25 protein-coding genes and 1 tRNA gene are annotated in these 25,261 nt (G+C 68.8%); 18 read left to right on the forward strand and 8 right to left on the reverse strand.

Features of this window, described 5'->3' with window-relative positions; genetic code table 11:
- The first annotated feature begins 38 nt into the window (after positions 1 to 38).
- The 9 genes from obgE (at position 39) to ACZZZF_RS01175 (ending at position 7,120) form a co-directional block, all read left to right on the forward strand.
- Positions 39 to 1,541: a GTPase ObgE gene (obgE, locus tag ACZZZF_RS01135; RefSeq protein ID WP_053096582.1), complete on the forward strand. Its 1,503-nt coding sequence runs from the start codon at positions 39 to 41 to the stop codon at positions 1,539 to 1,541.
- Positions 1,538 to 2,323, forward strand: coding sequence for a glutamate 5-kinase (proB, locus tag ACZZZF_RS01140; RefSeq protein WP_463496724.1), 786 nt, complete (start codon positions 1,538 to 1,540; stop codon positions 2,321 to 2,323). The genes obgE and proB overlap by 4 nt, the downstream gene beginning before the upstream one ends.
- Positions 2,324 to 2,332: 9 nt before the next feature.
- A complete protein-coding gene (locus tag ACZZZF_RS01145) occupies positions 2,333 to 3,586 on the forward strand; it encodes a glutamate-5-semialdehyde dehydrogenase (RefSeq protein ID WP_463496725.1) in 1,254 nt (417 codons plus the stop codon).
- Positions 3,587 to 3,652: 66 nt separating this feature from the next.
- Positions 3,653 to 3,877 (forward strand): hypothetical protein, encoded by a 225-nt coding sequence (locus ACZZZF_RS01150; RefSeq protein WP_053096577.1) that lies wholly within the window; start codon positions 3,653 to 3,655, stop codon positions 3,875 to 3,877.
- A 6-nt stretch (positions 3,878 to 3,883) separates the two neighbouring features.
- Positions 3,884 to 4,486, forward strand: coding sequence for a nicotinate-nucleotide adenylyltransferase (nadD, locus tag ACZZZF_RS01155; protein ID WP_053096575.1), 603 nt, complete (start codon positions 3,884 to 3,886; stop codon positions 4,484 to 4,486).
- A complete protein-coding gene (locus ACZZZF_RS01160; protein ID WP_463496727.1) occupies positions 4,483 to 5,664 on the forward strand; it encodes a hypothetical protein in 1,182 nt (393 codons plus the stop codon). The genes nadD and ACZZZF_RS01160 overlap by 4 nt, the downstream gene beginning before the upstream one ends.
- Positions 5,664 to 6,047 carry a ribosome silencing factor gene (gene rsfS / locus ACZZZF_RS01165; protein WP_042537705.1) on the forward strand — a complete coding sequence of 128 codons (384 nt, stop codon included), beginning with the start codon at positions 5,664 to 5,666 and terminating at the stop codon, positions 6,045 to 6,047. The genes ACZZZF_RS01160 and rsfS overlap by 1 nt, the downstream gene beginning before the upstream one ends.
- A 1-nt stretch (position 6,048) precedes the next feature.
- Positions 6,049 to 6,738: an SDR family oxidoreductase gene (locus tag ACZZZF_RS01170; RefSeq protein WP_431739026.1), complete on the forward strand. Its 690-nt coding sequence runs from the start codon at positions 6,049 to 6,051 to the stop codon at positions 6,736 to 6,738.
- Positions 6,739 to 6,835: 97 nt separating this feature from the next.
- Positions 6,836 to 7,120 carry a hypothetical protein gene (locus tag ACZZZF_RS01175; RefSeq protein WP_053096570.1) on the forward strand — a complete coding sequence of 95 codons (285 nt, stop codon included), beginning with the start codon at positions 6,836 to 6,838 and terminating at the stop codon, positions 7,118 to 7,120.
- 61 nt (positions 7,121 to 7,181) lie between these two features.
- Here ACZZZF_RS01175 and ACZZZF_RS01180 read toward each other — a convergent pair whose 3' ends face one another.
- The 3 genes from ACZZZF_RS01180 to ACZZZF_RS01190 all read right to left on the reverse strand — a co-directional run bounded on the left by ACZZZF_RS01180 (position 7,182) and on the right by ACZZZF_RS01190 (position 8,914).
- Entirely contained in the window at positions 7,182 to 7,364 is a 183-nt protein-coding gene (locus ACZZZF_RS01180; protein ID WP_053099155.1) for a hypothetical protein, read from the reverse strand.
- Between the two features lie 133 nt (positions 7,365 to 7,497).
- Positions 7,498 to 8,580 (reverse strand): AI-2E family transporter, encoded by a 1,083-nt coding sequence (locus ACZZZF_RS01185; RefSeq protein ID WP_230100734.1) that lies wholly within the window; start codon positions 8,578 to 8,580, stop codon positions 7,498 to 7,500.
- 261 nt (positions 8,581 to 8,841) lie between these two features.
- Positions 8,842 to 8,914: transfer RNA gene (locus ACZZZF_RS01190), tRNA-Ala, on the reverse strand.
- Positions 8,915 to 9,021: 107 nt separating this feature from the next.
- Between ACZZZF_RS01190 and ACZZZF_RS01195 the strand changes: the two genes are divergently transcribed.
- From ACZZZF_RS01195 to ACZZZF_RS01210, 4 genes are read left to right on the forward strand one after another with little or no spacing between them, the layout of a single operon-like run.
- Positions 9,022 to 9,462 carry a GNAT family N-acetyltransferase gene (locus ACZZZF_RS01195; protein ID WP_431738271.1) on the forward strand — a complete coding sequence of 147 codons (441 nt, stop codon included), beginning with the start codon at positions 9,022 to 9,024 and terminating at the stop codon, positions 9,460 to 9,462.
- Positions 9,463 to 9,503: 41 nt separating this feature from the next.
- Positions 9,504 to 10,568, forward strand: coding sequence for an NAD(P)-binding domain-containing protein (locus ACZZZF_RS01200; protein ID WP_463499900.1), 1,065 nt, complete (start codon positions 9,504 to 9,506; stop codon positions 10,566 to 10,568).
- A gap of 57 nt (positions 10,569 to 10,625) precedes the next feature.
- The gene (locus tag ACZZZF_RS01205) at positions 10,626 to 11,282 is read left to right on the forward strand and encodes an SDR family oxidoreductase (RefSeq protein ID WP_463496729.1); all 657 of its coding nucleotides are present in this window, start codon (positions 10,626 to 10,628) and stop codon (positions 11,280 to 11,282) included.
- A 4-nt stretch (positions 11,283 to 11,286) separates the two neighbouring features.
- Entirely contained in the window at positions 11,287 to 12,474 is a 1,188-nt protein-coding gene (locus ACZZZF_RS01210; RefSeq protein ID WP_463496731.1) for a glycoside hydrolase family 3 N-terminal domain-containing protein, read from the forward strand.
- A 22-nt stretch (positions 12,475 to 12,496) separates the two neighbouring features.
- On the opposite strand, the gene ACZZZF_RS01215 is transcribed toward ACZZZF_RS01210, so the two are convergent.
- From ACZZZF_RS01215 to ACZZZF_RS01225, 3 genes are read right to left on the reverse strand one after another with little or no spacing between them, the layout of a single operon-like run.
- Positions 12,497 to 13,363 carry a 3-methyladenine DNA glycosylase gene (locus ACZZZF_RS01215; RefSeq protein ID WP_463496733.1) on the reverse strand — a complete coding sequence of 289 codons (867 nt, stop codon included), beginning with the start codon at positions 13,361 to 13,363 and terminating at the stop codon, positions 12,497 to 12,499.
- A 7-nt stretch (positions 13,364 to 13,370) separates the two neighbouring features.
- Complete coding sequence (locus tag ACZZZF_RS01220) at positions 13,371 to 14,396, reverse strand: App1 family protein (protein WP_056278907.1); 1,026 nt, start codon at positions 14,394 to 14,396, stop codon at positions 13,371 to 13,373.
- 4 nt (positions 14,397 to 14,400) lie between these two features.
- Positions 14,401 to 15,072 carry a DedA family protein gene (locus ACZZZF_RS01225; protein ID WP_463496734.1) on the reverse strand — a complete coding sequence of 224 codons (672 nt, stop codon included), beginning with the start codon at positions 15,070 to 15,072 and terminating at the stop codon, positions 14,401 to 14,403.
- 41 nt (positions 15,073 to 15,113) lie between these two features.
- Here ACZZZF_RS01225 and ACZZZF_RS01230 point away from each other — a divergent pair, with 41 nt between their 5' ends.
- The 3 genes from ACZZZF_RS01230 (at position 15,114) to ACZZZF_RS01240 (ending at position 19,762) form a co-directional block, all read left to right on the forward strand.
- The gene (locus ACZZZF_RS01230) at positions 15,114 to 16,439 is read left to right on the forward strand and encodes an anthranilate synthase component I family protein (RefSeq protein WP_463496736.1); all 1,326 of its coding nucleotides are present in this window, start codon (positions 15,114 to 15,116) and stop codon (positions 16,437 to 16,439) included.
- A gap of 33 nt (positions 16,440 to 16,472) precedes the next feature.
- A complete protein-coding gene (gene leuS, locus ACZZZF_RS01235) occupies positions 16,473 to 19,049 on the forward strand; it encodes a leucine--tRNA ligase (RefSeq protein WP_463496737.1) in 2,577 nt (858 codons plus the stop codon).
- A gap of 107 nt (positions 19,050 to 19,156) precedes the next feature.
- Positions 19,157 to 19,762, forward strand: coding sequence for a helix-hairpin-helix domain-containing protein (locus tag ACZZZF_RS01240; RefSeq protein ID WP_463496739.1), 606 nt, complete (start codon positions 19,157 to 19,159; stop codon positions 19,760 to 19,762).
- A gap of 48 nt (positions 19,763 to 19,810) precedes the next feature.
- Here the strand turns inward: ACZZZF_RS01240 and ACZZZF_RS01245 are convergent, their stop codons facing one another.
- On the reverse strand, positions 19,811 to 21,085 hold the full coding sequence (locus ACZZZF_RS01245) for an FAD-dependent oxidoreductase (protein WP_463496741.1): 1,275 nt from the start codon (positions 21,083 to 21,085) through the stop codon (positions 19,811 to 19,813).
- 360 nt (positions 21,086 to 21,445) lie between these two features.
- Between ACZZZF_RS01245 and ACZZZF_RS01250 the strand changes: the two genes are divergently transcribed.
- Entirely contained in the window at positions 21,446 to 23,737 is a 2,292-nt protein-coding gene (locus ACZZZF_RS01250; protein WP_463496743.1) for a ComEC/Rec2 family competence protein, read from the forward strand.
- 40 nt (positions 23,738 to 23,777) lie between these two features.
- Positions 23,778 to 24,815 (forward strand): DNA polymerase III subunit delta, encoded by a 1,038-nt coding sequence (gene holA / locus ACZZZF_RS01255; protein ID WP_053096547.1) that lies wholly within the window; start codon positions 23,778 to 23,780, stop codon positions 24,813 to 24,815.
- Positions 24,816 to 24,942: 127 nt separating this feature from the next.
- Here the strand turns inward: holA and rpsT are convergent, their stop codons facing one another.
- A complete protein-coding gene (gene rpsT, locus ACZZZF_RS01260) occupies positions 24,943 to 25,203 on the reverse strand; it encodes a 30S ribosomal protein S20 (RefSeq protein WP_053096545.1) in 261 nt (86 codons plus the stop codon).
- Between the last annotated feature and the right edge of the window lie 58 nt (positions 25,204 to 25,261).

A 25,261-nucleotide genomic window follows, 5' to 3' on the forward strand; every position in this document is an offset into this window, starting at 1 on the left:
AGTCCACATCTCAGGCCGCATCAATTGAGGAGAGAGACATGGTCAGCTTCGTCGACACCGTGACGCTGCATCTGCGCGCGGGCAAGGGCGGCAACGGCTGTGTCTCGGTGCACCGCGAGAAGTTCAAGCCGCTCGGCGGCCCCGACGGCGGCAACGGCGGTGATGGCGGCGACGTCGTGCTCGTCGCCGACACGCAGACGGGAACGCTCCTCTCGTACCACCACTCTCCGCATCGCAGCTCCGGAAACGGCGGCCCCGGAATGGGCGACCACCGTGCGGGGTTCATGGGCGAGGATCTCGAGCTTCCCGTTCCCGTCGGCACCGTGGTGAAGAACCCGGCCGGCGAGGTGCTCATCGACATGATCGAGCCCGGTGAGCGCTACGTCGTCGCCAAGGGCGGGCATGGCGGACTCGGCAACGCCGCACTCGCCACCCCGAAGCGCAAGGCTCCCGGGTTCGCGCTGCTCGGGACCCCCGGGTACGAGGGCGATGTCATCCTCGAGCTCAAGACCGTCGCAGACGTCGCTCTGGTCGGCTACCCCTCGGCGGGCAAGTCCAGCCTGATCGGCGCGATCTCGGCCGCACGCCCCAAGATCGCCGACTACCCCTTCACCACGCTGCACCCCAATCTCGGTGTCGTGCAGGCAGGGGACTCGCGATACACGGTCGCTGACGTCCCCGGACTCATCGAAGGAGCGAGCGAGGGACGCGGTCTCGGACTGGAGTTCCTCCGTCACGTCGAGCGCTGCACCGCACTGCTTCACGTGCTCGACTGCGCAACGCTCGAGCCCGGTCGCGACCCGATCTCCGACCTCGATGTCATCCTGGGGGAGCTCGCCGCATACGAGGTTCCCGAGGGGCAGACCCCTCTGCTCGAGCGCCCGCAGCTCATCGCCCTGAACAAGATCGACGTGCCGGAGGCCCGCGACCTCGCAGACCTCGTGCGCCCCGACCTCGAGGCTCGCGGATTCCGTGTCTTCGACATCTCCACGATCTCGCACGAGGGTCTGCGCCCGCTGACCTACGCGCTCGGCGAGATCGTCGACCAGCACCGTGCCGAGCTCGCCGCGACCGAGGTCCCGCGTGAGCGCGTCATCCTTCGCCCGCGTGGCCCGAAGAAGGGCTTCGAGATCCGCGTCGAGGGCGGCAGCTACGGCAACGTCTACCGCATCCTCGGCGAGAAGCCGGTGCGCTGGGTCCAGCAGACCGATTTCCAGAACGAAGAGGCGGTGGGCTACCTCGCCGACCGTCTCGAGAAGCTGGGCGTCGAGGACGAGCTCTTCCGCCTCGGTGCCGTGCAGGGGTCGACGGTCGTCATCGGCGAGGGCGACAGCATCGTCTTCGACTGGGAGCCCACCATGACGTCTGCGGCCGAGCTGATGACCGCACCCCGTGGCACCGACCCGCGTCTCGCCCCCAACGGGCGTCGCACCACCTCCGAGCGTCGTGAGAACTACTACGAGCGCATGGATGCCAAGGCCGAGGCTCGCGCCGAGGTCGAGGCTCAGCGGCTCGCGGCCTACCGCGAGGACGGGGAGTGACCGCCCGCACGAGGGCGGATCTCGCCACAGCCTCACGGATCGTCGTCAAGGTCGGGTCCTCCTCGATCAGCGGGGAGTCCTCCTGGCGCATCCCCGTTCTGGTGGAGGCACTGGCGGCAGCGCACGCGCGCGGGGCCGAGGTGATCCTCGTCTCCTCCGGAGCGATCGCCACGGGCATCCCGTTCCTGCGTCTCGATGCTCGCCCCACGGACCTGGCCACTCAGCAGGCCGCAGCCGCCGTCGGACAGAACATCCTCGTGTACCGCTACCAGGAGTCGCTGCGTCCTTTCGACATCGTCGCGGGACAAGTGCTGCTCACGACCGGTGATCTCGAGAATCCGACCTCGCGCAGCAACGCGCGACGGGCGATGGAGCGACTTCTCGGTCTTCGCATCCTGCCGATCGTGAACGAGAACGACACGGTCGCGACGCAGGAGATCCGATTCGGCGACAACGACCGCCTCGGCGCGCTCGTGGCCCAGCTGATCGAGGCGGATGCGCTCGTGCTGCTCAGCGACATCGAGTCGCTGTACACCAAGCCGCCGTCCGACCCAAGCGCTGAGCCTATCGACGTCGTCGCTCCGGACGCCGATCTCTCAGGCCTCGAGTTCGGCTCGACGGTCGTCAACAGTGTCGGCACCGGGGGAGCGGCGACGAAGGTGTCCGCCGCCCGACTGGCGGCCGCGTCCGGAATCGGTGTGCTCGTGACCAGCGCCGACCTCGTCGACAAGGCCCTCACGGGCGCCGACATAGGGACCTGGTTCGAGCCCGCGCTCTCCTAGACTGGGCGGATGACCGACCAGACCCCGCAGGTGCGGCTCGAGCGTGCCAAAGAGGCGTCCCGCGCCACGGCCAGACTGACCAGCGACGACAAGTCCCGCGCGCTCGAAGCCATCGCGGTGGCTCTCGAGGGGAATGCGGCCGCGATCATCGAGGCCAACGGCCGAGACATCGAGCGCGGTCGATCTGACAGCATCGGCGAGTCGCTCATCGACCGACTGCGCCTCGATGAGAAGCGCGTCGCCTCCCTCGCCGCTGCGGTCCGTCAGGTGGCGGCTCTTCCCGACCCTGTCGGTCGTGTCGTCGGAGGGCACCGGATGCCGAACGGCGTCGCTCTCGAGCAGGTGCGGGTGCCCTTCGGGGTGGTCGGGGCGATCTACGAGGCGCGCCCCAACGTCACGGTCGACATCGCGGCGCTCGCGCTGCGCTCGGGGAACTCCGTGGTCCTGCGCGGTGGCAGCGCCGCGCGAGACTCCAACGCGGTGCTCGTCGAGATCATGCGCCAGGCACTCGAGGAGGCAGGCGTCACCGCGGAGGCGGTGCAGACCGTCGACGACTTCGGTCGCGACGGCGCCACCGCCCTCATGCACGGACGGGGTTACATCGACGTGCTGGTGCCTCGCGGCAGTGCGGGGCTGATCGAGACCGTTGTCACCGAGGCGACCGTGCCCGTGATCGAGACCGGCGCCGGCAACGTGCACATCGTCCTCGACGAGAGCGCCCCTGACGACTGGGCGCAGGACATCGTCGTGAACGCGAAGGTGCAGCGCCCCAGCGTCTGCAATGCGGTCGAGACGGTCCTCGTGCTCCGTCAGGCCGCGCCACGGCTCGTCCCGCTGGTCGCGAGTGCGCTGCAGAGCGAGGGCGTGGCCATTCACGGCGACGACATGGTGGTCGGCCTCGTCTCGAACGTGATCCCCGCGACCGAGGAGGACTGGGCGACGGAGTATCTGAGCCTCGACATCGCGATCAAGGTCGTCGACACGCTCGATGACGCTCTCGACCACATCCGTCGCTACAGCACCGGCCATACGGAGTCGATCATCACGACGGATTCGCGCAACGCGGAGCGGTTCCTGGCCGAGGTCGACTCGGCGGTCGTGATGGTGAACACCTCCACGCGGTTCACCGACGGCGGGGAGTTCGGGTTCGGTGCCGAGGTCGGGATCTCGACGCAGAAGCTGCACGCGAGGGGCCCGATGGGGCTTTCCGAGCTGACCAGCACGAAATGGCTGGCGCGTGGGGCAGGGCAGACGCGCGGCTGAGGGCTAGACTAGGGGGCGCTGTGGCTCTTCGTGAGCCACGCCCGCCAGCCACGAAACGGAGTCAGGATGAACCTCGTCGCACAGATCGCGATGGTCGCTGCCGAAACCGAGCACCACGGCAATGTCCAGCTCGAGACGCTGATCTTCGGCGTCATCGCGATCATCGTCTTCGCCTTCCTCGGCCTGGTCACGCTGTCATACAAGAACGTCGCCAACCGTCACTCCGCCAAGGCTGACGCCTGGGCTGCGAGGCACGGCAAGGACGGCCACGAGGCAGGGCACGGCCACTAGGCCCATATGAACGACACGACCTCGCGTCCGGCGCGCATCGGTGTGATGGGCGGCACGTTCGACCCCATCCACCACGGGCACCTGGTCGCCGCGAGCGAGGTCGCGCACTCCTTCGATCTCGACGAGGTCGTCTTCGTGCCCACCGGACACCCGTGGCAGAAGTCGGATGTCACCCCCAGTGAGCACCGCTACCTGATGACCGTGATCGCGACGGCGTCCAACCCGCAGTTCACGGTGAGCAGAGTCGATATCGACCGTGAAGGGCCGACGTACACGATCGACACCCTCCGCGACCTGAAGGAGAAGCGGCCCGACGCTGAGCTGTTCTTCATCACGGGTGCCGATGCCGTGGCGCAAATTCTCAGTTGGAGGGACCATGATGAACTGTGGGAGTTGGCCCACTTCGTCGCGGTCTCACGTCCAGGACACGTCCTGAGCACTGACGGCCTCCCGAGCGACAACGTCAGCCAACTGGAGGTGCCGGCGCTGTCCATCTCGTCGACGGCCTGCCGGGCGCGGGTCCGTGACGACGAGCCGGTCTGGTACCTCGTCCCCGACGGAGTCGTTCAATACATCGCGAAGCATCATCTGTATCGGAGCAAGGCATGAGTACATCGGATCGGCAGGAACAGGGTCCGCTGACGCGAAAGCAGTTGCGTGAGATCCGGTTGACCGGCTCCACACCGGTCATCTCAGCGGAGGAGGCTGCGGCAGCCGCCGCGGTCGCGACTCCGCCCGCCGTAACGCCGACCGAGGAGCATTACGCCGCCGAGACCGAACCCGCTGCACCGTCGGCACCGGCCGACCGCGGCGAGACCGAGCCGGGGAACACGCCGCTGACGCGGCGCCAGGTTCGCGAGCGCGAACGCTCCATGACCGGATCCGTTCCCATCGGCGACGCTGACGAGTCCGACGCGCCGGACAACGCGGATGATGCGGACTCGACCGACGAGGTTCCGCCCGTCGAGGTCCCCGCGGCTGAGGCGGCCGAGGCTCCCGCCTCCGATGTCCACGACTCCGATGTCCACGACTCCGATGTCGTTGACGACGATGACCAGGAAGACGACGACTCGGCTGCGGCGGATCTGCCCGCACCGGTCAGCGCCTCGACGAACCTCGACACGACGGACGACGACCGCGAGCCGGTCACCTCCGGCGCGGGCGACACGAGTGCCGCCGTCGCGGAGCTCGGAATCGATGCAGAAGCGACCGACGAGGTCGACGCAGGCGACGTTCTGGCGGATGTGGACGACGCCGACGACGACATCGCGGACGGGGAGCGCCCCGTCGTCAACTCCGCCTTCGGTCAGGATCTGCTCAGCGACGACGCGGAGACACGGAAGCCCTTCTCGCCGTCTTTCGACGAGCTGCTGACCGTCGGCGACTCGACCGGTTCCCAGCATCTCGCTCCGAACACCCTCATCTTCAACCCCTCCCCGGGACAGGGGTCGCTCTCAGGCCCCGTCGCCTCCACGGGAGAGATCCTCGTGACCGGTTCCTACGAACTTCCCAAGGGACTCGGTTCGCAGGGCCACGCGCACGGCACCACGGACGGCAAGGACGTGGACGCCGTGCTCATCGACGGCGAACTGCCCCCGGCATCCTCGCCCACGCCGATCGCCGCCAGCGCGGCCGTCAGCACCATCAAGCCCGCCGGCGAGGTCATCCGCCCGCCCGCCCCCGAAAAGGGCAACAAACTCATGCTCATCCTCGCGATCGTGGCGGGTGGTCTCGCGCTCGCGCTGGGCGTGTCCCTGATCGTCGCCTTCACCACGAATGTGTTCTGATGCAGTCACCTGAAACCGCCGAAGAGATGCTCCAGCTCGCGGCCGACGCCGCCGTCTCGAAGGGCGGTGAGGATCTCGTCGCGCTCAACGTCTCGGAGCCTCTGCCGCTCGTCGACATCTTCCTGCTCGTCACCGGAAACAGCGAGCGCAACGTCGCCGCCATCGCCGATGAGATCGAGGACAAGCTCATCGAAGCCGGTCACAAGCGGGTCCGCCGCGAAGGTCGCGCGGAGGCCCGATGGGTTCTCCTCGACTTCGGCGATCTGATCGTCCACGTCTTCCACCAGGAAGAGCGCGTCTACTACGGCCTCGAGCGTCTGTGGAAGGACTGCCCCGTCGTGCCGTTCGAGCTCGCAGACTCCGCCGCAGCAGACCGCGACTGACGTGACCGTCCACCTGATCACCGGTGCCGGATCCGGCATCGGCGCGGTCGTCGCGCGCCGCCTCCTCGATCGGGGCGATCAGGTCGTGGTGCTCGCCCGCGATGCCGGGCGAGCCAAGGAGATCACCACGACGCTGCCTGGAGCCTCGGCCGTCGTCGGCGACCTCGCGCAACCCGGCAGGCTGTCGTGGGCACTGTCGAAGCAGGCGCTTCCCGAGCGCATCGACTCGCTGGTGCACGCGGCGGGCGTCGTCGACCTCGGACCCGTGGCCGACCTTCCGGCGAATCTCTGGGAGCGCCAGCTCGCGGTCAACCTCGTGGGGCCTGCCGAGCTCACCCGTCTGCTCCTGCCGGTGCTGCGCGTCTCTCGCGCTCGGATCGTTTTCGTCAACTCCGGTGCGGGATTGCACGCGCACGCCGGCTGGTCGGCGTATGCCGCATCGAAGCACGGACTCAAGGCTCTCGCCGACGCATTGCGGGCCGAGGAGAGCGAGCATGGTGTGCGGGTGACCTCCATCTACCCCGGACGCACCGCGACCCCCATGCAGGAACGAGTGCACCAGCAGGAAGGGCGGGATTACGACCCGGAGCGGTTCATCACGGCGGATTCCGTCGCGACGACGATCCTCACCGCGCTCGACCTGCCGGACGACGCCGCTCTCACCGATCTGACCATCCGCCCTCGGGCGTGACCCCCTGAAGTCTCTCGTCTCAGCTGTCAAGCCCCTGTGACCTTTCGGTCGGAGCGGGGATGATCTTGAGTGGGGAGAGAGTCTTGGAGGGAATCACATGTCCGGAGATCCAGATCCTAGATACGTGCTGCATCGCGTCACACCGTCGGAGTGGGTGATCAACGACCGACGATACGAGACGAACGATCCGCGGCACGTGGTGGCATGCGTCTACGAGTACGCGGACACCGAGGTCGAGGTCGTGTGGCTTCGCGACCTGCCTCTGGCAGTGCGATACACGACCGCTTACGAAGTTCTCGAAGAGGTGACGCGAGTGCAGGATTCGAGCCGGGCGACGAGGCCCATCGCGATCCCGCACCTGCCCCCTCTTCTCGCGACCTGAACAGGCTGCGCGGCAGGACCCGGGGAGGGGCCTGCCGCGCAGGGGCGTGCTGGGCGAGGACTCAGGAGTCCTCGCCCAGCGGCTTCTCCGACGCCAGGCGGTCGGCCGCGGCGCCGTCGACCTGGTCGGCATCCGCATCCGTGTCGAGAACGGGCTCGCCGTCGACGTCGCGGTGAGGCACGCCGTCGATCTCTCCTTCGTCGTCCGGGCGGGGGACCAGCGGCGGTATCGGGTTGTTGGTCATCATCGACTCCTCTCGTGAGATGTGCGCGCCACGATAGGTCGGGCGTTCACCGACAGGGAGTGGGTTGACGACCGAGGTCCGGAGGAGTATCCGGCGGTCCGACGATTCTGCGGCACTCGATGGGTCGGCGGTGTCACACCGTTTCGGGGCGCTTCTTGCGGAACGGCTTCGCGGGGGTGTGCGGGCCGTCCCACACCGTGATGATGCCCCAGGCGACAGCGGCGATCGGCACCGAGAGCACCGCGCCGACGATGCCGCCGAGGATGGTGCCCGTGGTCAGGGCGAGGAGGATCACGAGAGCGTGGAGCTTGAGGGAGCGGGCCATCACGACCGGCTGAAGGAAGTTGCCCTCGAGCTGATTCACGAGCACGACGATGCCGACGACGATGAGGGCTGCCACCGGGCCGTGCGTGACGAGCGCCACGAGAGCCGCGAGGATCCCGGCGGCGGTTGCGCCGACCAGGGGGATGAACGCCGTCAGGAAGACGATCACGGCGAGGGGGAGTGCAAGAGGGATCTGCAGGATCGCCAAGCCGATGCCGATGCCGAGAGCATCGGCGGCGGCGACGATCGACGTGCCGCGGATGTAGCCTCCGAAGACGTCGACGGTCTTGTCGCCGATGCGGCGCGCACGCTCATAGCTGTTCCCGGTGAAGGGACGGAGCAGGAACTCCCAGATGCGCGGTCCGTCCTTGAGGAAGAAGAACAGCACGACGATCATCAGCGCGAGACCCGTGAAGAAGCTCGCAGTGGCCGAGACCCCCGCGAGAGCTCCGCGTCCGAACGAGGCGCTGGTCAGGAAGTCGCCGACTCCTGCCCACACCTCGTCGAGATCGATCGATGCGATGTCGAAAGGCAGGGTGTCGAGCCAGGCCGTCACCTGCGTCACGCCGTCGGTGGCCGACTCGATCAGATCGTCCCACTGGGAACGGACCGTCAGCACGATCACCCAGACGATGCCGCCGAGGATCGCGAGGATGCCGATCAGCGCGATCCAGGTGGCGAGGATCGACGGCACTCCGCGACGCCGCATGAACGCGACGAGCGGGTGGATGGCCGAGGCGAGGATCAGCGCGATCGTCACGGGGATGAACACGAGAGAGAGCTGCGTGATCACCAGCACGCCGATGGCGACCAGGGCGAGCACCGAGAGGGTCTGCAGACTCCGTGTGGCGGCGAGGCCGAATCCCCGCGACCACAGTCGCGTCTCCGTCATCGGGGTCGACGCGTCTGACAGAGACGATGACATGGTCTCCGGTCGTCGGAACAGTCCCAGCACGTGCGTCCTCCACCTCGTCGAAGACCGTCTCGGTGACGAAGACGGCCTGGCCTTTCTATCCGGCGCAGCGGACGATGGCAAGTCCCTGGCGCTCTGCCGTGGGCGGCTCTTCGCCGATGACGAGGGCGCCCGCGCGCGCCGGTGTGTCGGATGAACGAGAAGAAGGCCCCGCGATCTCTCGCGGGGCCTTCTATCGGGTGGACCTGGGGGGACTCGAACCCCCGACCCCCTGCATGCCATGCAGGTGCGCTACCAGCTGCGCCACAGGCCCAGAACTGCTTCCTCACTGCTCGAAGCAACTTGAACAGAGTACTACACGGATCGCGCGCAACACCAATCGGCGCGGGGCCCCCGGGCGCGTCGCATTAGGCTGACCGCATGACGACGATCACCGCCACCGTAGAGGCCGACTTCGATGAATGGTCCGGTCTGTGGCGCGGGTATCTGACCTTTTACGGCACGGAGCTCCCTGACGAGATCACGACCGAGTCGTTTCGGCGGATCGTCGAGGGGCGGGATCTGCACGGAGCGGTCGCGCGCGACGGCGACGGGCGCGCGATCGGCATCGTGCACTGGCTCACGCACCCGGCGACGTGGAGCACATCGCCCTACTGCTACCTGGAGGACCTCTATGTCGACGGCGAGTCCCGAGGCTCCGGGGTGGGGCGGCTGCTGATCGCCCACGTGCGTGACTGGGCTGTCGAGAACGGGTGCGAGAAGGTCTACTGGCTGACGCAGGAGACCAACATGACAGCCCGCGCGCTCTACGACAGCGTGGCGACGCACACCGGGTACACGCACTACCAGATCGCCCTCTGACGCCCCGGAACAACCGCGTGATCGCGGGTGTTGTCATCATCGTGAGCATCCTGGACAGCGTCGTGATCGGCGCCGGTCAGGCCGGTCTGTCGGCCTCCTTTCATCTGACCCGTCTGGGCATCGGTCATGTCGTGCTCGACTCGGACTCCGAGCCCGGAGGCGCATGGCGGCACCGGTGGGATGCTCTGACGATGCGCGACGTGCACGGCGTGGCGGAGCTGCCGGGGGATTCTCCACCGCCGCGAGACGGGCAGCGCGCCAATATGGCCGTGCCGGCATACTTCGCGGCGTATGAGCGCGCTCATCGCCTGCCGGTGATCCGGCCCGTGGGAGTCGACCGGGTGGTCGACGAGGACGGCCTCCTGGTCGTGCGCGCGGGGGAACAGGAATGGCGCAGTCGGACGCTCGTCAACGCGACCGGGACGTGGACTCATCCGTTCCTGCCGCACTACCCGGGGATAGAGACGTTCCTCGGCGAGCAGCTGCACACGGTCGACTATCCGGGACCAGAGCACTTCGTGGGCAAGCGCGTCCTCGTCGTCGGCGGGGGCGCGTCGGCTGTCCAGTTCCTCGGAGCTCTGGCGCCGATCACCGACACACTCTGGGTGACGCGGCGTGAGCCGGTGTGGCGCAGCGACGACTTCACGCCCGAAGCAGGAGCAGCCGCTGTCGCGCTCGTCGAGCGACGGGTCGCCCAGGGGCTGCCTCCCGAGAGCGTGGTGAGCGTCACAGGGCTCATGCTGCGGCCGCAGGAACGGGAGGCGGAGAGGCTCGGCGCCTACGCTGCTCGCCGCCCGATGTTCTCGCGCATCGAGCCGGACGGCGTCCGCTGGGCCGACGGCACCTTCGAGCGGGTCGACGTCATCCTCTGGGCGACGGGGTTCCGCCCGGCGATCGCGCACCTCGCGCCGCTGCACCTCCGCAGCGCGGCCGGGGGCATCCAGCTCGACCGCGGCGGGCGGGGGACGACCGCGGTGCAGGACCCGCGGATCCAGCTCGTCGGCTACGGTCCGTCGGCGAGCACGATCGGTGCGAACAGGGCGGGACGCTCAGCGGCGAAGGGCGTCCAGCGGGCGCTGGCCGTCGCATCGGTCCGGAGCCCCTGAGCGATCTCGGTCCGTTCGTCCCGAGCCGACGTCGGCGAGGGCGCGTAGGGTGAAGACATGTCGCGAATCATCGTCTTCGGCGGCCACGGCCGCATCGCACTGCTTCTCGCTCCTCTTCTCGTCGACCGGGGTGACGAAGTGACCTCGGTCATCCGCAATCCCGACCACGTCTCGGAGGTCGAGGCGACAGGGGCGCATGCGCTCGTCGCCGACGTCGAGGCCCTCGCCACGTCTGAACTCGCGGAGATCATCCGCGGTCACGATGCCGTCGTCTGGTCGGCCGGGGCCGGTGGGGGGTCCGCTGATCGCACGTACGCCGTCGATCGTGACGCGGCGATCCGCACCATGGATGCCGCAGAGGCGGCGGGCGTCATGCGCTATGTCATGGTCTCGTGGATCGGTTCGAAGGCCGATCACGGAGTGGCTGAGGACGACGGGTTCTTCGCCTACGCGGATGCGAAGTGGGCGGCGGACGAGCACCTGCGATCGACGGACCTCGACGGCACGATCCTCGGCCCCGGCACGCTCACGTTCGATGAGCCGACGGGCCGTATCCTGCTCGACCCGGACGGCAAGGGCGAGGTCGCGCGCGCCGATGTGGCGGCTGTGATCGCGGAATCTCTCGGCAACCCCTCGACGTTTGGTCGCACCATCCGATTCGGAAACGGCGCGGCCGACTCCGGCGTGCCCATCGCCGACGCTCTCACCACCTGACCTCATGCTGCGACGTCGCTTCGGAGCGGTCAGTGCCGCGGCGTTCGTCGCCCTCGCGACGGCGGCCGGACCGGCCTCTGCCGCGGCTGTCGGCTCGGTGCAGGGCGGTCTCGCCCATGCGCAGATCTCCTCACCAGCGATCGGCGAGCACGCCGAGGCTCTCGTCGCCGAGATGACGACGGTCGAGCAGGCGGCGAGCGTCGTGATGGGGCACATCCCGACGACGGATGCTGGAGCGCTCCGCACCTACATGCAGCAGGGCCTCGGCGGTTTCATCCTGATGGGCGCGAACATCCCGGCGACCGACGACGAGCTCCAGACCCTCACGTCTGCTCTCACGGTCGACCCCGCGCTGCCTCCGCTCGTGGCCGTCGATCAGGAGGGCGGGATCGTGTCGCGCCTCGTCGGCGATGGTTTCCCCGCCTCGACCGTCTTGAAATCGCAGCCGGTCTCCGACACGTCGTCGGCGTTCTCCGCCCGCGCGGCGCTGGTGGCGAGAGCGGGGATCACTGTGAACTTCGGCACGGTCGCAGACGTGACGTCCGACCCGTCGTCATTCATCTACGGCAGGGCACTCGGCACCGACCCCCAGACGGCCGCCGAGCGAGTCGCTGCAGCCACCACGGCGCAAGAGCAGATCATCGCCTCCACGCTGAAGCACTTCCCCGGTCACGGGGCGGCGCCGGGCGACTCCCACAGTGCTGTCCCCGCCACAGCCGAGACCATCGACGAGTGGCGTTTCACGGACGCGGTGCCTTTCGTTGCAGGTATCGAGGCCGGTGCCTCTCTGCTGATGTTCGGCCACCTGGCCTACACCTCGATCGATCCTGCTCCCGCGTCTCTGTCGGCGCGCTGGCACGAGATCGCCCGTGAACAACTGGGATTCGACGGCGTGATCGTGACCGATGACCTCGGGATGCTGCAGTCCTCGGGGATTCCCGAGTACGCCGACCCTGTGACGAACGCCGTGTCGGCGGTCGTCGCCGGGAGCGACCTCGTGCTGATGATCGCCGGTTCGACTCCCGACACCGCCGGCCAGATCGTCCGCGGGCTCGCGGATGCGGTCGATGCGGGGGTGCTGCCCGCCGATCGGCTCGCCGACGCGTCCACCCGTGTGATGACGCTGCGCCTGCAGTCGACTTCGGCGACCACCGACTGGGCACCGTGCCCGGAGTGCGAGCCGGCGGACTGATCGCTCAGCCCGCTCACGCCGGTCAGCCCGCGAGCGCGGCGGCGGTGGAGCCGAGCCAGGCATGCAGCAGCTCGCCGCGCAGATGCCCACCGCGCTCTGCGAACACGCGCTGCCGGCGGACGTACTCCGCCTTGCCCTCGGTCGTCTCGATCGGTACGGGCTCGACACCCCACGGTGCCAGGTCGTACGGCGCGGCCTGCATGTCGAGAAGGCGGATGTCTCTTGCGAGCTCGAAGGTGTCGAGCAGAAGTTCGCCGGGCACGAGGGGGCCCAGCTTGACCGCCCATTTGTACAGGTCCATGCCGGCATGAAGGCATCCGGGCTGCTCGAACAGGGGCTGCTCGTCGCGGGTCAGCTCCGTGCGGTTGCGAGGCACGGCCGCGGGTGTGAAGAACCGGAAGGCATCGAAGTGGGTGCATCTGAGGTCATGGCTCTCGACGACCAGATCCGTTGCGTCCTGCCCAAGACGCAGGGGCACCGCGTGTCTGTGCTCGTCCGCTCGATAGACCATCGCCCACTCATGCAGTCCGAAGCATCCGAACTGCCCGGGTCGAGAGGCGGTGCGACGCAGCATCCGCTCGATGAGGCCGGCGAGGTCTGCCTTCTCGCGCGCGAAGGCAGCGGCATCCGGCACCGCACCGGCTTCGGTCGCGCCGGGGGAGTACCACCGCCAGGTCAGCCGCTCGGCGGCCTCCTCGAGCTCGACCCCGGCGCCGGGGTGCCACCGACGCAGCTGCGCGGGCTTGTAGCTGTAATAGGTGCACAGGAAGTCCCATACCGGGTGCTTCTCGCCCCGCGCGGCTCGTTCCCGATGCTCAGCCGTGAGGGCGTCGGCTCTCGTCTGGTGCGCTCGTTCGCGTTCCAGCCAGTCGGTCCGCGCCAGCGTCATGGTCACCTCAGCGGAGGATGCCGGCTTTGCCGAGCAGGTCACGGAGCCCCGCGCCGTCCTCGGCACTGACCCAGGGGGCGACGTCGTCGGAGTGCGGCTCGTGGCCCGCGCGACCACCGGCGAGCACGGCCTCGGCCGGGAGCAGCCGACGGATGGCGACGCCGGCGACGGAGTCGGGGTGCTCATCCATGAACTCGGAGTAGATCGCCTCGTCGTGCTGGCCGTCGTCGCCGATCAGCAGCCATTTCACGTGCGGGAACTCCGTGGCCAGGCGACGCAGGTTGGTGAGCTTGTGCTCGCGCCCGCTGCGGAACCATCGGTCATGCGTGGGGCCCCAGTCGGTGAGGAGCATGGAGCCTGCGGGGAACAGGTGGCGCCCGAGGAACCGGCGGAGAGTCGGGGCGACGTTCCAGGCTCCGGTCGAGAGGTAGACCATGGGAGCACCGGGATATTCGCGGAGCACCTGATCGAGCAGCACGGCCATGCCCGGCACGGGGATGCGCGCGTGCTCGTCGACGACGAAAGAGTTCCAGGCGGCGATGAAAGGTCGGGGGAGGGCGGTGACCATCACGGTGTCGTCGACGTCGGAGACGACCCCGAAATGGGTCGACTCGGCCACGATGAACGCGGTCGTCTCGACCGGGTCCTGACCCTCGACGGAGAACGTGAAGGTCTGCCATCCTGGCTCGAGCTCGGCGTGCACGACCGAGTCGATCACACCGCCCCGGTCGGCGACGACATAATGCACCGAGTCGCCGATCTGCACGGCGACCTTCGCGAAACTCACGGGGATGCCGACGAAGCTCCGCCAGCCGCGGACGCTGGCCGGCTCGCCGTCCTTCGTGCTCCGTGCGGGAGGGACGATGAGAACGCGACCGACGACACGCACCCAGCCGGGCCCGCCGTAACCGGGGAACGGGAGGATGGTCGCGGTGCGGCCGCGACGGCGCGCTCGCCCCTCGCGCCACACGTGGAGGCGGTGTTCGAGGCGCGCGAACCAGTGGATCCGGGGCGCCGGAGGTGACGAAGCCATTGCTTCAGTCTTTCACGTCGGTCGAGTCCTTCGCGTCGGAGATGTCGAGATGGCGCGCCTCGAGGCGCGAGATCACCTTCTTGCCCACGAACACGGCGACGAGGAAGAGGGCGATGATGCCGACGAAGATGTATCCCGCGTAGTGCACCCGGTCGGCGAGCTCATCGAAGCTGCCGGCGGCGAGCGAGGTGATGCTCACGTAGGCCGTCGCCCAGAGCAGGCAGGCCGGCGCCGTCCACACGAGGAAGCGCCGATAGGAGTAGTGGCTCATGCCCACGGTCAGCGGCACGAGGGAATGCAGCACCGGCAGGAACCGCGAGAGGAAGATGGCGATGCCGCCGCGGCGGGCGAGGTAACGCTCCGCCCGCACCCAGTTCTCCTCGCCGACGCGACGGCCGACCCAGGAGGCACGGATGTGCGGGCCGATCCACCGCCCGAGCCAGAAGCCGATGCTCTCGCCGATCAGCGCGCCGACGACCACCGAGACGACCATCGCCACGGCCTGAGGGACGCTGGTGATGCCGATGGACGCGACGAGCACGACAGTGTCACCGGGGAATACGAGCCCGATCAAGACGCTCGTCTCCAACATCACGGCGAGCCCCGCGACGAGGGTGCGAGTGATCGGGTCGATGGACCGCATGAAGTCGATCAGCCACGGCACCAAGTCGTCCACCCCTTGAGAATACGGGAGTGCACGCCGCCTAGGCTGAGAACGTGCCCGAACCTCTGAGCGTCCGCGTCCTGCCCGATCGGGTGACGCCTGACGCGCTCTTCCTCGCCCTCGAACGGTCGTGCGCCGACCTGTTCTGGCTCGACGCCGGGGCGGATGCGACGGAGGGATGGAGCTTCGTCGGGACGGGCGATCCGGCGTCGTTTCCCGGTGAAGTGCGGATGGATGCCCGCACGGCTGCCGCGCATCCCGGTCCTCCGCTGCGGGGTGGGTGGGTCGGCTGGTACGACTACGAGACCGGCGCCCGAGCAGCGGGAGCACCCGTATCGGAAGCCGCTGACGAGCCCGGCGACGCCTGGTTGCGGGTCTCCCGGCTGGCGGCGTTCGATCATGCGACCGGCACCGTATGGGTTGCCGCAGCCCATGCCGATCTCGACGAGTGGAGCGCCGTCGTCGCGCGCGTCACCCCCGCCGCCGTGCCGCGAGGGGAGACGGTGTTCAGTGCGGCCTCGTCCGTACGCAGCGAGGCGCGACACACTCCGACGGAGTACGCAGGACTCATCGAGCGCTGCCGCGAGCTCATCAGAGCGGGGATCGCCTACCAGCTCTGTCTCACCACCCGGTTCACCGTGCCGGGGGAGCACGACGGAGTCGCGGTGTACCGACGCCTCCGTGCCGCCACTCCGGCGCACCATGGCGGCTTCATCCGGATCGGCGGCCGCTCCTTGCTCAGTGCGAGCCCCGAGCAGTTCCTCCATGCTGACGGCGGCATCATCCGCACGCGGCCGATCAAGGGGACGCGGCCCCGCGGCGCAGACGCCGCGCACGATGCCGAGCTCGCCGCCGAGCTCGCGGCGGACCCGAAAGAACGGGCTGAGAACGTCATGATCGTCGACCTGATGCGCAACGATCTGTCGAGGGTGTGCCGACCCGGGTCGATCCGGGTCGAGGCCCTGTGGGCCGTGGAGACATATCCGGCGGTGCACCAGCTCGTCAGTACCGTCAGCGGCACGGCGGCCGCGGGCACGACGGCGAGCGAACTTCTCGCAGCGACCTTCCCGGCAGGCAGCATGACAGGCGCGCCGAAGCTCTCGGCGATGACGCGCCTGCATGAGCTGGAGGGAGGGCCTCGCGGTATCTACGCCGGGTGCTTCGGTTACATCGGCGATGAGGGCTCGCTCGACCTCGCGATGGTCATCCGCAGCATCGTGATCGACGGTACGGGCGCTGTGGTCGGCGCAGGCGGGGGGATCACCTGGCGATCGGTCGCCGCCTCGGAGGTCGCCGAGGTCGCGACGAAGGCTCGGGCGCCGCTCGCTGCGCTGGGAGTGGAAATGCCCGCGGCCTGGGCTTCCGATATCCTGAACTGATCCCCTTTTCCCTTCAGATTGGTCGTGCGTTCGTTGTCTGAGAACCTGTCCACCTCTCCCGTCGCCGAGGAGACCTCCTCGGCGCACGCTATCCAGGCCAAGTGGCAGAAGTACTGGGCGGAGAACGAGACGTTCCTCACCGGCGGCGACGATGACAAGCGGCCCCGCCGCTACGTGCTGGCGATGTTCCCCTACCCCTCCGGCGACCTGCACATGGGGCACGCGGAGAACTACCTGTACTCGGACATCGTGGCCCGGTTCTGGCGCCACCGCGGGCACAACGTGCTCAACCCGATCGGCTGGGACTCCTTCGGGCTGCCTGCGGAGAACGCGGCGATCCGTCAGGGTGCGGATCCCCGCGAGTGGACCTACCAGAACATCGCTCAGCAGAAGCAGGCGTTCCAGAACTACGGCGTCTCGTTCGACTGGTCGCGAGTGCTGCACACCTCCGACCCCGAGTACTACCGCTGGAACCAGTGGCTGTTCCTGAAGCTGCACGAGCGCGGTCTGGCGTACCGCAAGAAGAGCGCGGTCAACTGGTGCCCGAACGACCAGACCGTGCTCGCGAACGAGCAGGTTGTCGACGGCCGTTGCGATCGCTGCGGTGCCGAGGTCGTGAAGAAGAAGCTGACTCAGTGGTACTTCAAGATCACGGACTACGCCGACCGGCTGCTCGATGATCTGAACCAGCTCGAGGGCTTCTGGCCGCACAAGGTGCTGCAGATGCAGCGCAACTGGATCGGACGCTCGATCGGCGCCGACGTCGACTTCCGCATCGAGGGGCGCGACGAGCCCGTCACCGTGTTCTCGACGCGTCCTGACACCCTGCACGGAGCGACGTTCTTCGTCGTGGCCCCCGACTCCGACCTGGCGTCGGAGCTCGCAGCGGATGCTCCGGCCAACGTGCGCGAGCGATTCCAGAAGTACCTGGCCGATGTGCAGAAGACCACCGACGTCGACCGACAGGCCACCGATCGCCCGAAGACCGGGGTCTTCCTCGAGCGGTACGCGATCAACCCGGTCAACGGCGAGAAGCTGCCGGTCTGGGCGGCGGACTACGTGCTGGCCGATTACGGTCACGGAGCGGTCATGGCCGTGCCGGCGCACGACCAGCGAGACCTGGACTTCGCCCGCGCCTTCGACCTGCCCGTGAAGGTCGTCGTCGACACGACGGCGCCCGTCACCGGTGCGATGCCGGTCATCGAGGTCGACGAAGAGGGCGTGCCGATCGACACCGGCGCGGCGCTCGACGAGCAGAACCCCGCCTCCACCGGCATCGCTCTGACGGGAGAGGGCCGGATGATCAACTCCGGACCGCTCAACGGTCTGTCCAAGCGCAATGCGATCGCCCGTGCGATCGAGCAGCTCGAGGCGTCCGGCACCGGGCGCGCCGCCAAGAACTACCGTCTGCGCGACTGGCTGATCTCGCGTCAGCGCTTCTGGGGCACGCCGATCCCGATGCTGCACGCGGAGGACGGCCGGATCATCCCCGTGCCCGAGGAGCAGCTGCCGGTGAAGCTGCCCAGCGTCGAGGGTCTCGACCTCAAGCCCAAGGGATCGTCGCCGCTCGGCGCCGCTGAGAGCTGGGTCCGCACGGTGGATGCCGCCAGCGGTGACCCCGTGCTGCGCGATCCGGACACGATGGACACGTTCGTCGACAGCTCGTGGTACTTCCTGCGATTCCTGTCGCCGAACAGCGACACGGTCGCGTTCGACCCGGCTCAGGCCGCCCGCTGGTCGCCGGTCGACTCTTACATCGGCGGCGTCGAGCACGCCATCCTGCACCTGCTGTACGCGCGATTCATCACCAAGGTGCTGTTCGACATGGGGCTGATCGACTTCACCGAGCCCTTCTCGAACCTCATCAACCAGGGCATGGTCCTGCTCGACGGCGCCAAGATGTCGAAGAGCAAGGGCAACCTGGTGCTCTTCGAAGAGGAGCTCGACGCCTACGGCGCCGATGCGCTGCGCGTGGGTCTCGCGTTCGCCGGACCGGTTGAAGACGACAAGGACTGGGCCGACGTCTCGACGACCGGTGCGCAGAAGTTCCTGGCCCGCGCGTTGCGCATCGCCCACGAGGTGTCCTCTCCTGTCGACGTCGTGTTCGCGGGCGGAGATGCGGCGCTGCGTCGAGCCACGCACAAGCTGCTGGCAGATGCTCCTGGGCTCGTCGAGCAGACGAAGTTCAACGTCCTGGTCGCGCGTCTGATGGAGCTGGTCAACGTCACCCGCAAGACGATCGACGGTGCCGCAGGCGCCGCTGATCCGGCGGTGCGTGAGGCGGCCGAGACCGTCGCCGTGATGCTCGATCTGATCGCCCCGCACACCGCGGAGGAGATGTGGGAGATCCTCGGACACGAGCCGTCCGTCGGGCTCGTCACCTGGCGCTCCGCCGACCCGGCGCTGCTCGTCGAGGACACAGTGACCGCCGTCGTGCAGGTGGGCGGCAAGGTCCGTGCTCAGCTCGAGGTGCCCGCGCGCATCGGCGAGGCCGAGCTCGAATCGCTCGCCCGTGCCGATGAGCGGGTCATTCGCTCGATCGGCGACCGCGAGATCGTCAAGGTCGTCGTGCGCGCCCCGAAGATCGTCAGCATCGTCGTGAAGGGCTGACTGGCCGCGTAGCCAGCCGCTCTGCACATCCGGCCGCCCACGGGGGTTCTCCCCGACGGGCGGCCGGATGCATGAGCGGCGTCCGTTCGCTGGCATAGCGTAGCGGAATGCCCGAATCCGCCGCTTCCTCACCCGCGCCGCGCCGGTTGCGGCTGGGGGTCGGCGCCGCCGTCGTGCTGGCGCTCGTCGTGCTGTCCGCGGCCGTCGGACTCGGACTGATGCGGGGGCAGGCCGTGCCGACCGAATCGGTGCCGTTGGACACCGAGGCCGCCGAGAGCGGCGGATCGACGGGAGAGCTCTACGTGCACGTGCTGGGCGCGGTCGAGCATCCGGGACTCTATGTCCTCGATCTCGACTCCCGGCTGGTCGATGCGGTGGCAGCGGCCGGCGGGACCACTGACGATGCCGACCTGACCGCGGTCAATCTCGCCCGCGTGCTCTCGGACGGCGAACAGATCAGCGTGCCGGTCGTGGGTGCCGCAGCCGCGGAGGGGCCGCCGGGAGCAGGCGCGCCCGCGGACGATCTGGTGGATCTCAACACCGCAGATCAGGCGGCGCTCGAGACTCTGCCGCGCATCGGCCCCGCCCTGGCCGAGCGGATCATCGCCTGGCGTGACGAGAACGGTCGGTTCACGTCGGTCGACGACCTGCTGTCGGTCCCCGGCATCGGAGAGAAGCTGCTCGCCGGCATCCGCGACGGTGTGCGGGTGTGATGCGCGGTCTGCGGGCGCTGTCTCTCTCTCGCCTGAGTCCGAGCGTCGTCAGCTGTGCAGCGACGTGCCGCTTCTCGACGCCCCCGAGTCGGTCAGGACGGCACGTGCGGCACGCTCGCCGGAAGCGAGGGCGCCTTGGATCGACGCGGTGTCTCTGTGATCCCCGGCTGCATACAGCCGCTCGGCGTAGCGCGGCGATCGCGGTGGGCCGAGCGGTGCCGGTTGGGCAGGCAACGCGTCGAGGATGTCGTCGCGCCGGATCAGCTGCCACGCGCTGATGTCCGTACCCCAGACCTCTTCGAGGTGGCGGCGCACGTCGAACTCGTCGGCGGGTGCGCCGCCACGCGGCAGCAGGCAGGTCGCGGCGATGAGGTGACGTCCGGCCGGCGCATACGAGGGCACGGTGTGCGTCATCACGACGGTGTTCACGACGGGGCCTCCACCTCGGCCGTCGACGGTGAGCAGTGCGGATCCGCTGGGAGGTTCAGTGGCGGCGAACCACCACGTCTGCAGACCTCTCGTGACCGGACGGGCGAGACCGGTGAGGTCGCTGACGGCATCGGCGCCGACTGCGACCACCGCCCGAGCCGCTCGCACGGAGTCGCCGTCGCTCAGCCCCACCGTGATCTCCTCTCCTCCTGCTGAGATGCCTCCCGCGCGCGCGCCGAGACGGATGTCAGTACCCGCCGCGCGCGCGTGCGCGGCGAGCTGCTCGGGGACAGCGGCGATCCCCTGTGCGGGAAGCCCGGGTCGGCCGAGCGCGAAGTAGCGTACGAGCAGTCGCGCGAAGGCGTTCGATGTCTCGCCGCCTCTCTCCGCCAGAACCCCGGCGAGAAACGGCTCGAGTACAGCGGTGCGAAGCGGGCCACGAAGCCCCGCGGCATCCCATCCCTCGCGCATGGTGGCATCGTTCCGAGCCAGATGCGAGAGCGGACTCACCAGTGCCGGCGCGGCCCAGCGTGCCAGCGCGACGGCATCCCGACCGCTCACCAGGCCGCTGCGCAGAGACGTGACGATCGACAGCGGATGCCGAAGCGGATGCCGCAGCTCAGCCACCCCGTCCGTCGTGCGCACCCGCACGCCCACAGGGAAGCTCCCGAGCGCGAGTGCGTCGAGATCGACGCTGCGCCGAAGTGCCGGGTAGGCCGGGTTGAGGACCTGGAACCCGCGGTCCAGCCGGAAGCCGTCGATGATGTCGGTGCGCTGGCGTCCGCCGACCGCATCCGCGGCCTCGAGGACGACGACGTCGAGTCCGTGAGCGGAGAGCAGTCCCGCGCAGCGGAGCCCTGCGAGGCCGGCGCCGATCACGATCACGTCATGCATTCGCGATGACCTCTCCTCGGCGCGTCAGAAAGTCTCGCACCAGAGTCAGGCGAATGGGCTGGTGCTCTGCGATGTCGCGTACGTCGACCATTCCCCGAGTATGCCTGAGTCGCTCGGTGTGGTGGACGGTGTCGGCTGTCGGAACGGCCCGCGGTCGGTGAATGGAAGTGCCCGCGGTCCTCACTCAGAGATCATCGCTTCGCATTCGGCGCTCCTGCACGCCGCGTCGGCATCGATGTGTTGTCCACCGACCGGGGGGCGGGTGCGCTGCGAGGTGGTCGCACGCCCCTACGTTGTCCTGATGCACCGGCTGCCGATGAGATGCGACCCGCGGGTTCGACCGCGCGATGACGCGCGGGTATGAGCCGGGATCTGCGTCTGCTGCCGATCGCGGGCGGAGTGTGGGCGTTCGCCCTTGTCTGCGTGTTCGTGCCTCCAGCTGCGCAGTGGTGCCTTCTCGGTGGCGTGCTGGGGGCGGCGGCGTCGCTGTTGTGGATGCTGCGGCGGTCGTCCGCCGCGGCGTCCATGGCCGGGGTGGTGCTCGTGATGCTCGCCGCGATCGCCGCTGTCTCCGTCACTGTTCTTGCCGCGACACCGGCGCGCGAGGGCGCCGCGTCGTGGGACGGACGTGTGGTCGAGGCGACGGGGGAGGTCAGCACCTCGGCGTCGGTCGGTCGGGATGGGCGCCTGTGGATGGAGGTGCAGCTCACGGGCATCGGGTCGCCGGGGTCGGTGCGGGCGGCGTCGGCTCCGGTGCGGATCGGCATCGATCCGGCCGAGGGGTTCGATCTCGGCGCCACAGTCCGGGTGAAGGGCGAGGCGGCGGCGACGGATCCGGGGGAGAGGGCAGCGCTCGTCGTGTTCGCGAGCGAGGCGTCGGTCGAGGAGCCGGCATCCGGGGTCTTCGCGGTCGCGGCCGGATTGCGCAGCGCTTTCATCGACCGGGCGCAGCGACTTCCCGAGCCCGGAGCGGGTCTGCTTCCCGGACTCGCCGTCGGCGACACCCGCGCGGTGTCGACCGAGCTGAACGATGACATGCGCACCAGCGGTCTCAGCCACCTGACGGCGGTCTCCGGAGCGAACTGCGCCATCGTCGTCGGGGCGGTGTTCTGGTTGGCTGCGCTGTGCGGCGCCGGACGGGGGACTCGGGTCGTCGCGGCCGCTCTCGGTCTCGCGGGCTTCGTCGTCCTCGTGACGCCGGAACCCAGCGTGGTCAGGGCGGCGGTCATGGCGGGTGTCGCGATGCTGTCACTGCTTCTCGGGCGGCCGAGCGCGGGTGCGGGGATGCTGGCGCTCAGCGCGAGCGGCATCCTGATCGCCGACCCGTGGCTGGCCTCGACTGCGGGATTCGCGCTCTCGGTCGCCGCATCGGGTGCGCTGATCCTGCTCTCGCCGTCGCTCACCCGCGGACTCGCGCGATTCATGCCGCAGCCTCTCGCTCTCGCGATCGCCGTGCCGACGTCCGCACAGCTCGTGTGCGGCCCCGTCATCGCCCTCTTCGCAGAGCAGCAGTCTCTCGTGGGGCTCGTGGCGAACCTGCTGGCTGCGCCCGCGGCGCCGATCGCCACTGTCATCGGCCTCCTCGCGTGCCTCGCCGCTCCGGTGGGCGTTCTCGCCGACCTTCTGGCGGCGTCGGCATGGTTGCCCGCCGCGTGGATCGCGCAAACGGCCAGCATCACGGCCAGGCTGCCGTTCGCTCAGATCGCCATGGTGCCCGGCATCGCCAGCGCAGTGCTGGTCAGCGTCGTGAGCGCGGCGATCGGGGTGATTCTCGCCGATGGGTACCGCGCGGTGCCGGTCGTCAGGGGTGTCGCAGCGGCCGTGCTGGCAGTCGCGCTCGCCCTGGGCGGTGCGCATGTGGTGCTCAACGGTCCGCTGGCGAGCGCGACCACTCCCGACGAATGGTCGGTCGCCGCCTGTGATGTGGGCCAGGGAGACGCACTCGTCGTGCGCTCCGAGGGGGCGATCGCACTGATCGATACCGGGCCGGAACCGGAGCCGCTCGCCTCGTGTCTGCGCGAACTCGGTGTCGAACGCGTGGATCTGCTCGTGCTCACGCACTTCGATCTGGATCACGTCGGCGGGGTCGAGGCTGTTCAGGGGAGAGTCGAGGCGGTGCTGCACGGGCCACCGGGGGAGAGCGGTGACGAGCGGATGCTGCAGCACCTCGCCGGCGGCGGTGCGACGGTCGGTCAGGCGGCAGCGGGCATGCGGGGTGACCTGGGCGCGGCGTCCTGGCAGGTGCTGTGGCCGCAGCGTGGGTCGGAGGCGTTCCCGCCGGGCAACGACCAGAGCGTGGTTCTGGAGATAGGTGGCGGCGGCGTACCCCGCTCGCTTTTCCTGGGCGACCTGTCGGGGGAGGCTCAGCGGATGCTGGAACGCACCGCGCATCTCCGAGGCGGCTACGCGGTGGTCAAAGTCGCCCATCACGGCAGCGCCGACCAGGACTTCCCGCTCTATCAGGACCTGCGCCCGAGTGTCGCGCTGTTCAGCTCAGGCGTCGACAACGACTACGGGCATCCGCGAGCGGAGACTCTGGCATCGCTCGAAGCCGCCGGTGCGCGAGTGCTGCGGACCGACCAGCAGGGCCGTCTCCTCGTCGGCCTTGCGGGGGACGAGCTTCAGCTGTGGGCCGAGAAGCAGCCGCCCTGACGACGGGGTCGACGTCTGTGGCCCCCGGTAGTCTGGAGACATGGCTGCTTCTCGTACTCCTTCCCGCGGTGGGACCAAGGCAGCCAAGGTCCCGCAGGTGTCGTGGCGCGATCCGCGTCCGGCGCCGGTGGTGCTCGTGTTCGGCCCGGAGGAGGTCTGCGCAGAGCGCGCGATCGCCGGAGTCCGCGACTACCTCCGAACCGAAGACCCCGCGCTCGAGGTGACCGATGTCCGCGCTGATGACTACGCGCCCGGGACCCTCCTCGCGCTGACCTCGCCGTCGTTGTTCGGGGAACCCCGGCTGGTGCGCGTGTCGGGGGTGGAGAAGTGCTCGGATGCCTTCTTGCAGGAGGCTGTGTCCTACCTCGACCACCCGCAGGAGGGTGCGACAGTGATCCTGCGCCACACCGGGGCCAGCGTCCGCGGCAAGAAGCTGCTCGATGCGGTGCGCGCCGGTACGGGCGACGGCATCGAGATCCCGTGCCCTGCGATCAAGCGCGACGGCGACCGCGTCGACTTCGCTGCCGGCGAGTTCTCTGCGGCGAAGAAGCGGATCGCCCCGCCTGCGTTGCGCGCTCTGGTCTCGGCCTTCGCCGATGATCTCACCGAACTCGCGGCGGCATGCCAGCAGCTGATCGGCGACGTCGAGGGCGATGTCACCGAAGAAGTCGTCACTAAGTACTACGGCGGGCGGGTCGAAGTCTCTGCCTTCGTCGTCGCTGACACGGCGATCGCCGGACGCTATGGCGAGGCTCTCGTGGCCCTGCGCCATGCCCTCGCCTCCGGCGCCGACCCCGTGCCGATGGTCGCGGCGTTCGCCATGAAGCTGCGCACCATGGCGCGCGTCGCCGGAAACCGCGAGCCGAGCCGTCAGCTCGCGCAGCGACTGGGAATGAAGGACTGGCAGGTCGACCGTGCGCGACGCGACCTCGCCGGATGGAACGAGCGTTCGCTGGGAATGGCCATCCAGGCGACGGCGCGCGCCGATGCCGAAGTCAAGGGTGCCGCCCGCGACCCGATCTTCGCTCTCGAGCGGATGCTCACCGTCATCGCCACCCGCCAGCCGTTCGGCGAGTGAGCGCGGTCTGACGCGCGGCAGCTGCCTCGTCCGTCGAGATCGCTGGCACATACGGTTCCGAGCACGCGAAAGAGCCCGCCCCGCGAACGGGACGGGCTCTTGTCACACCGTCAGGCGTGGAATCGGCTCAGAGAGCGGAGACCTGCTTGGCGATGGAGGACTTGCGGTTCGCAGCCTGGTTCTGGTGGATGACACCCTTGCTGACGGCCTTGTCGAGCTTGCGGGAGGCAGCCTTCAGAGCAGCCTCGGCTGCAGCCTTGTCACCGGAGACGACAGCGGCGCGGGTCGCGCGGATGTGCGTCTTCAGCTCGCTCTTCACGGCCTTGTTGCGCTCGTGAGCCTTGTCGTTGGTCTTGTTGCGCTTGATCTGCGACTTGATGTTTGCCACGTGTGGACGCTTTCTGTACGGAGTTGTTAGGAAATGCCGGCAGAAGAAGAGGGCTTCC

It is taken from the genome of Microbacterium sp. AC215 (assembly GCF_979258645.1).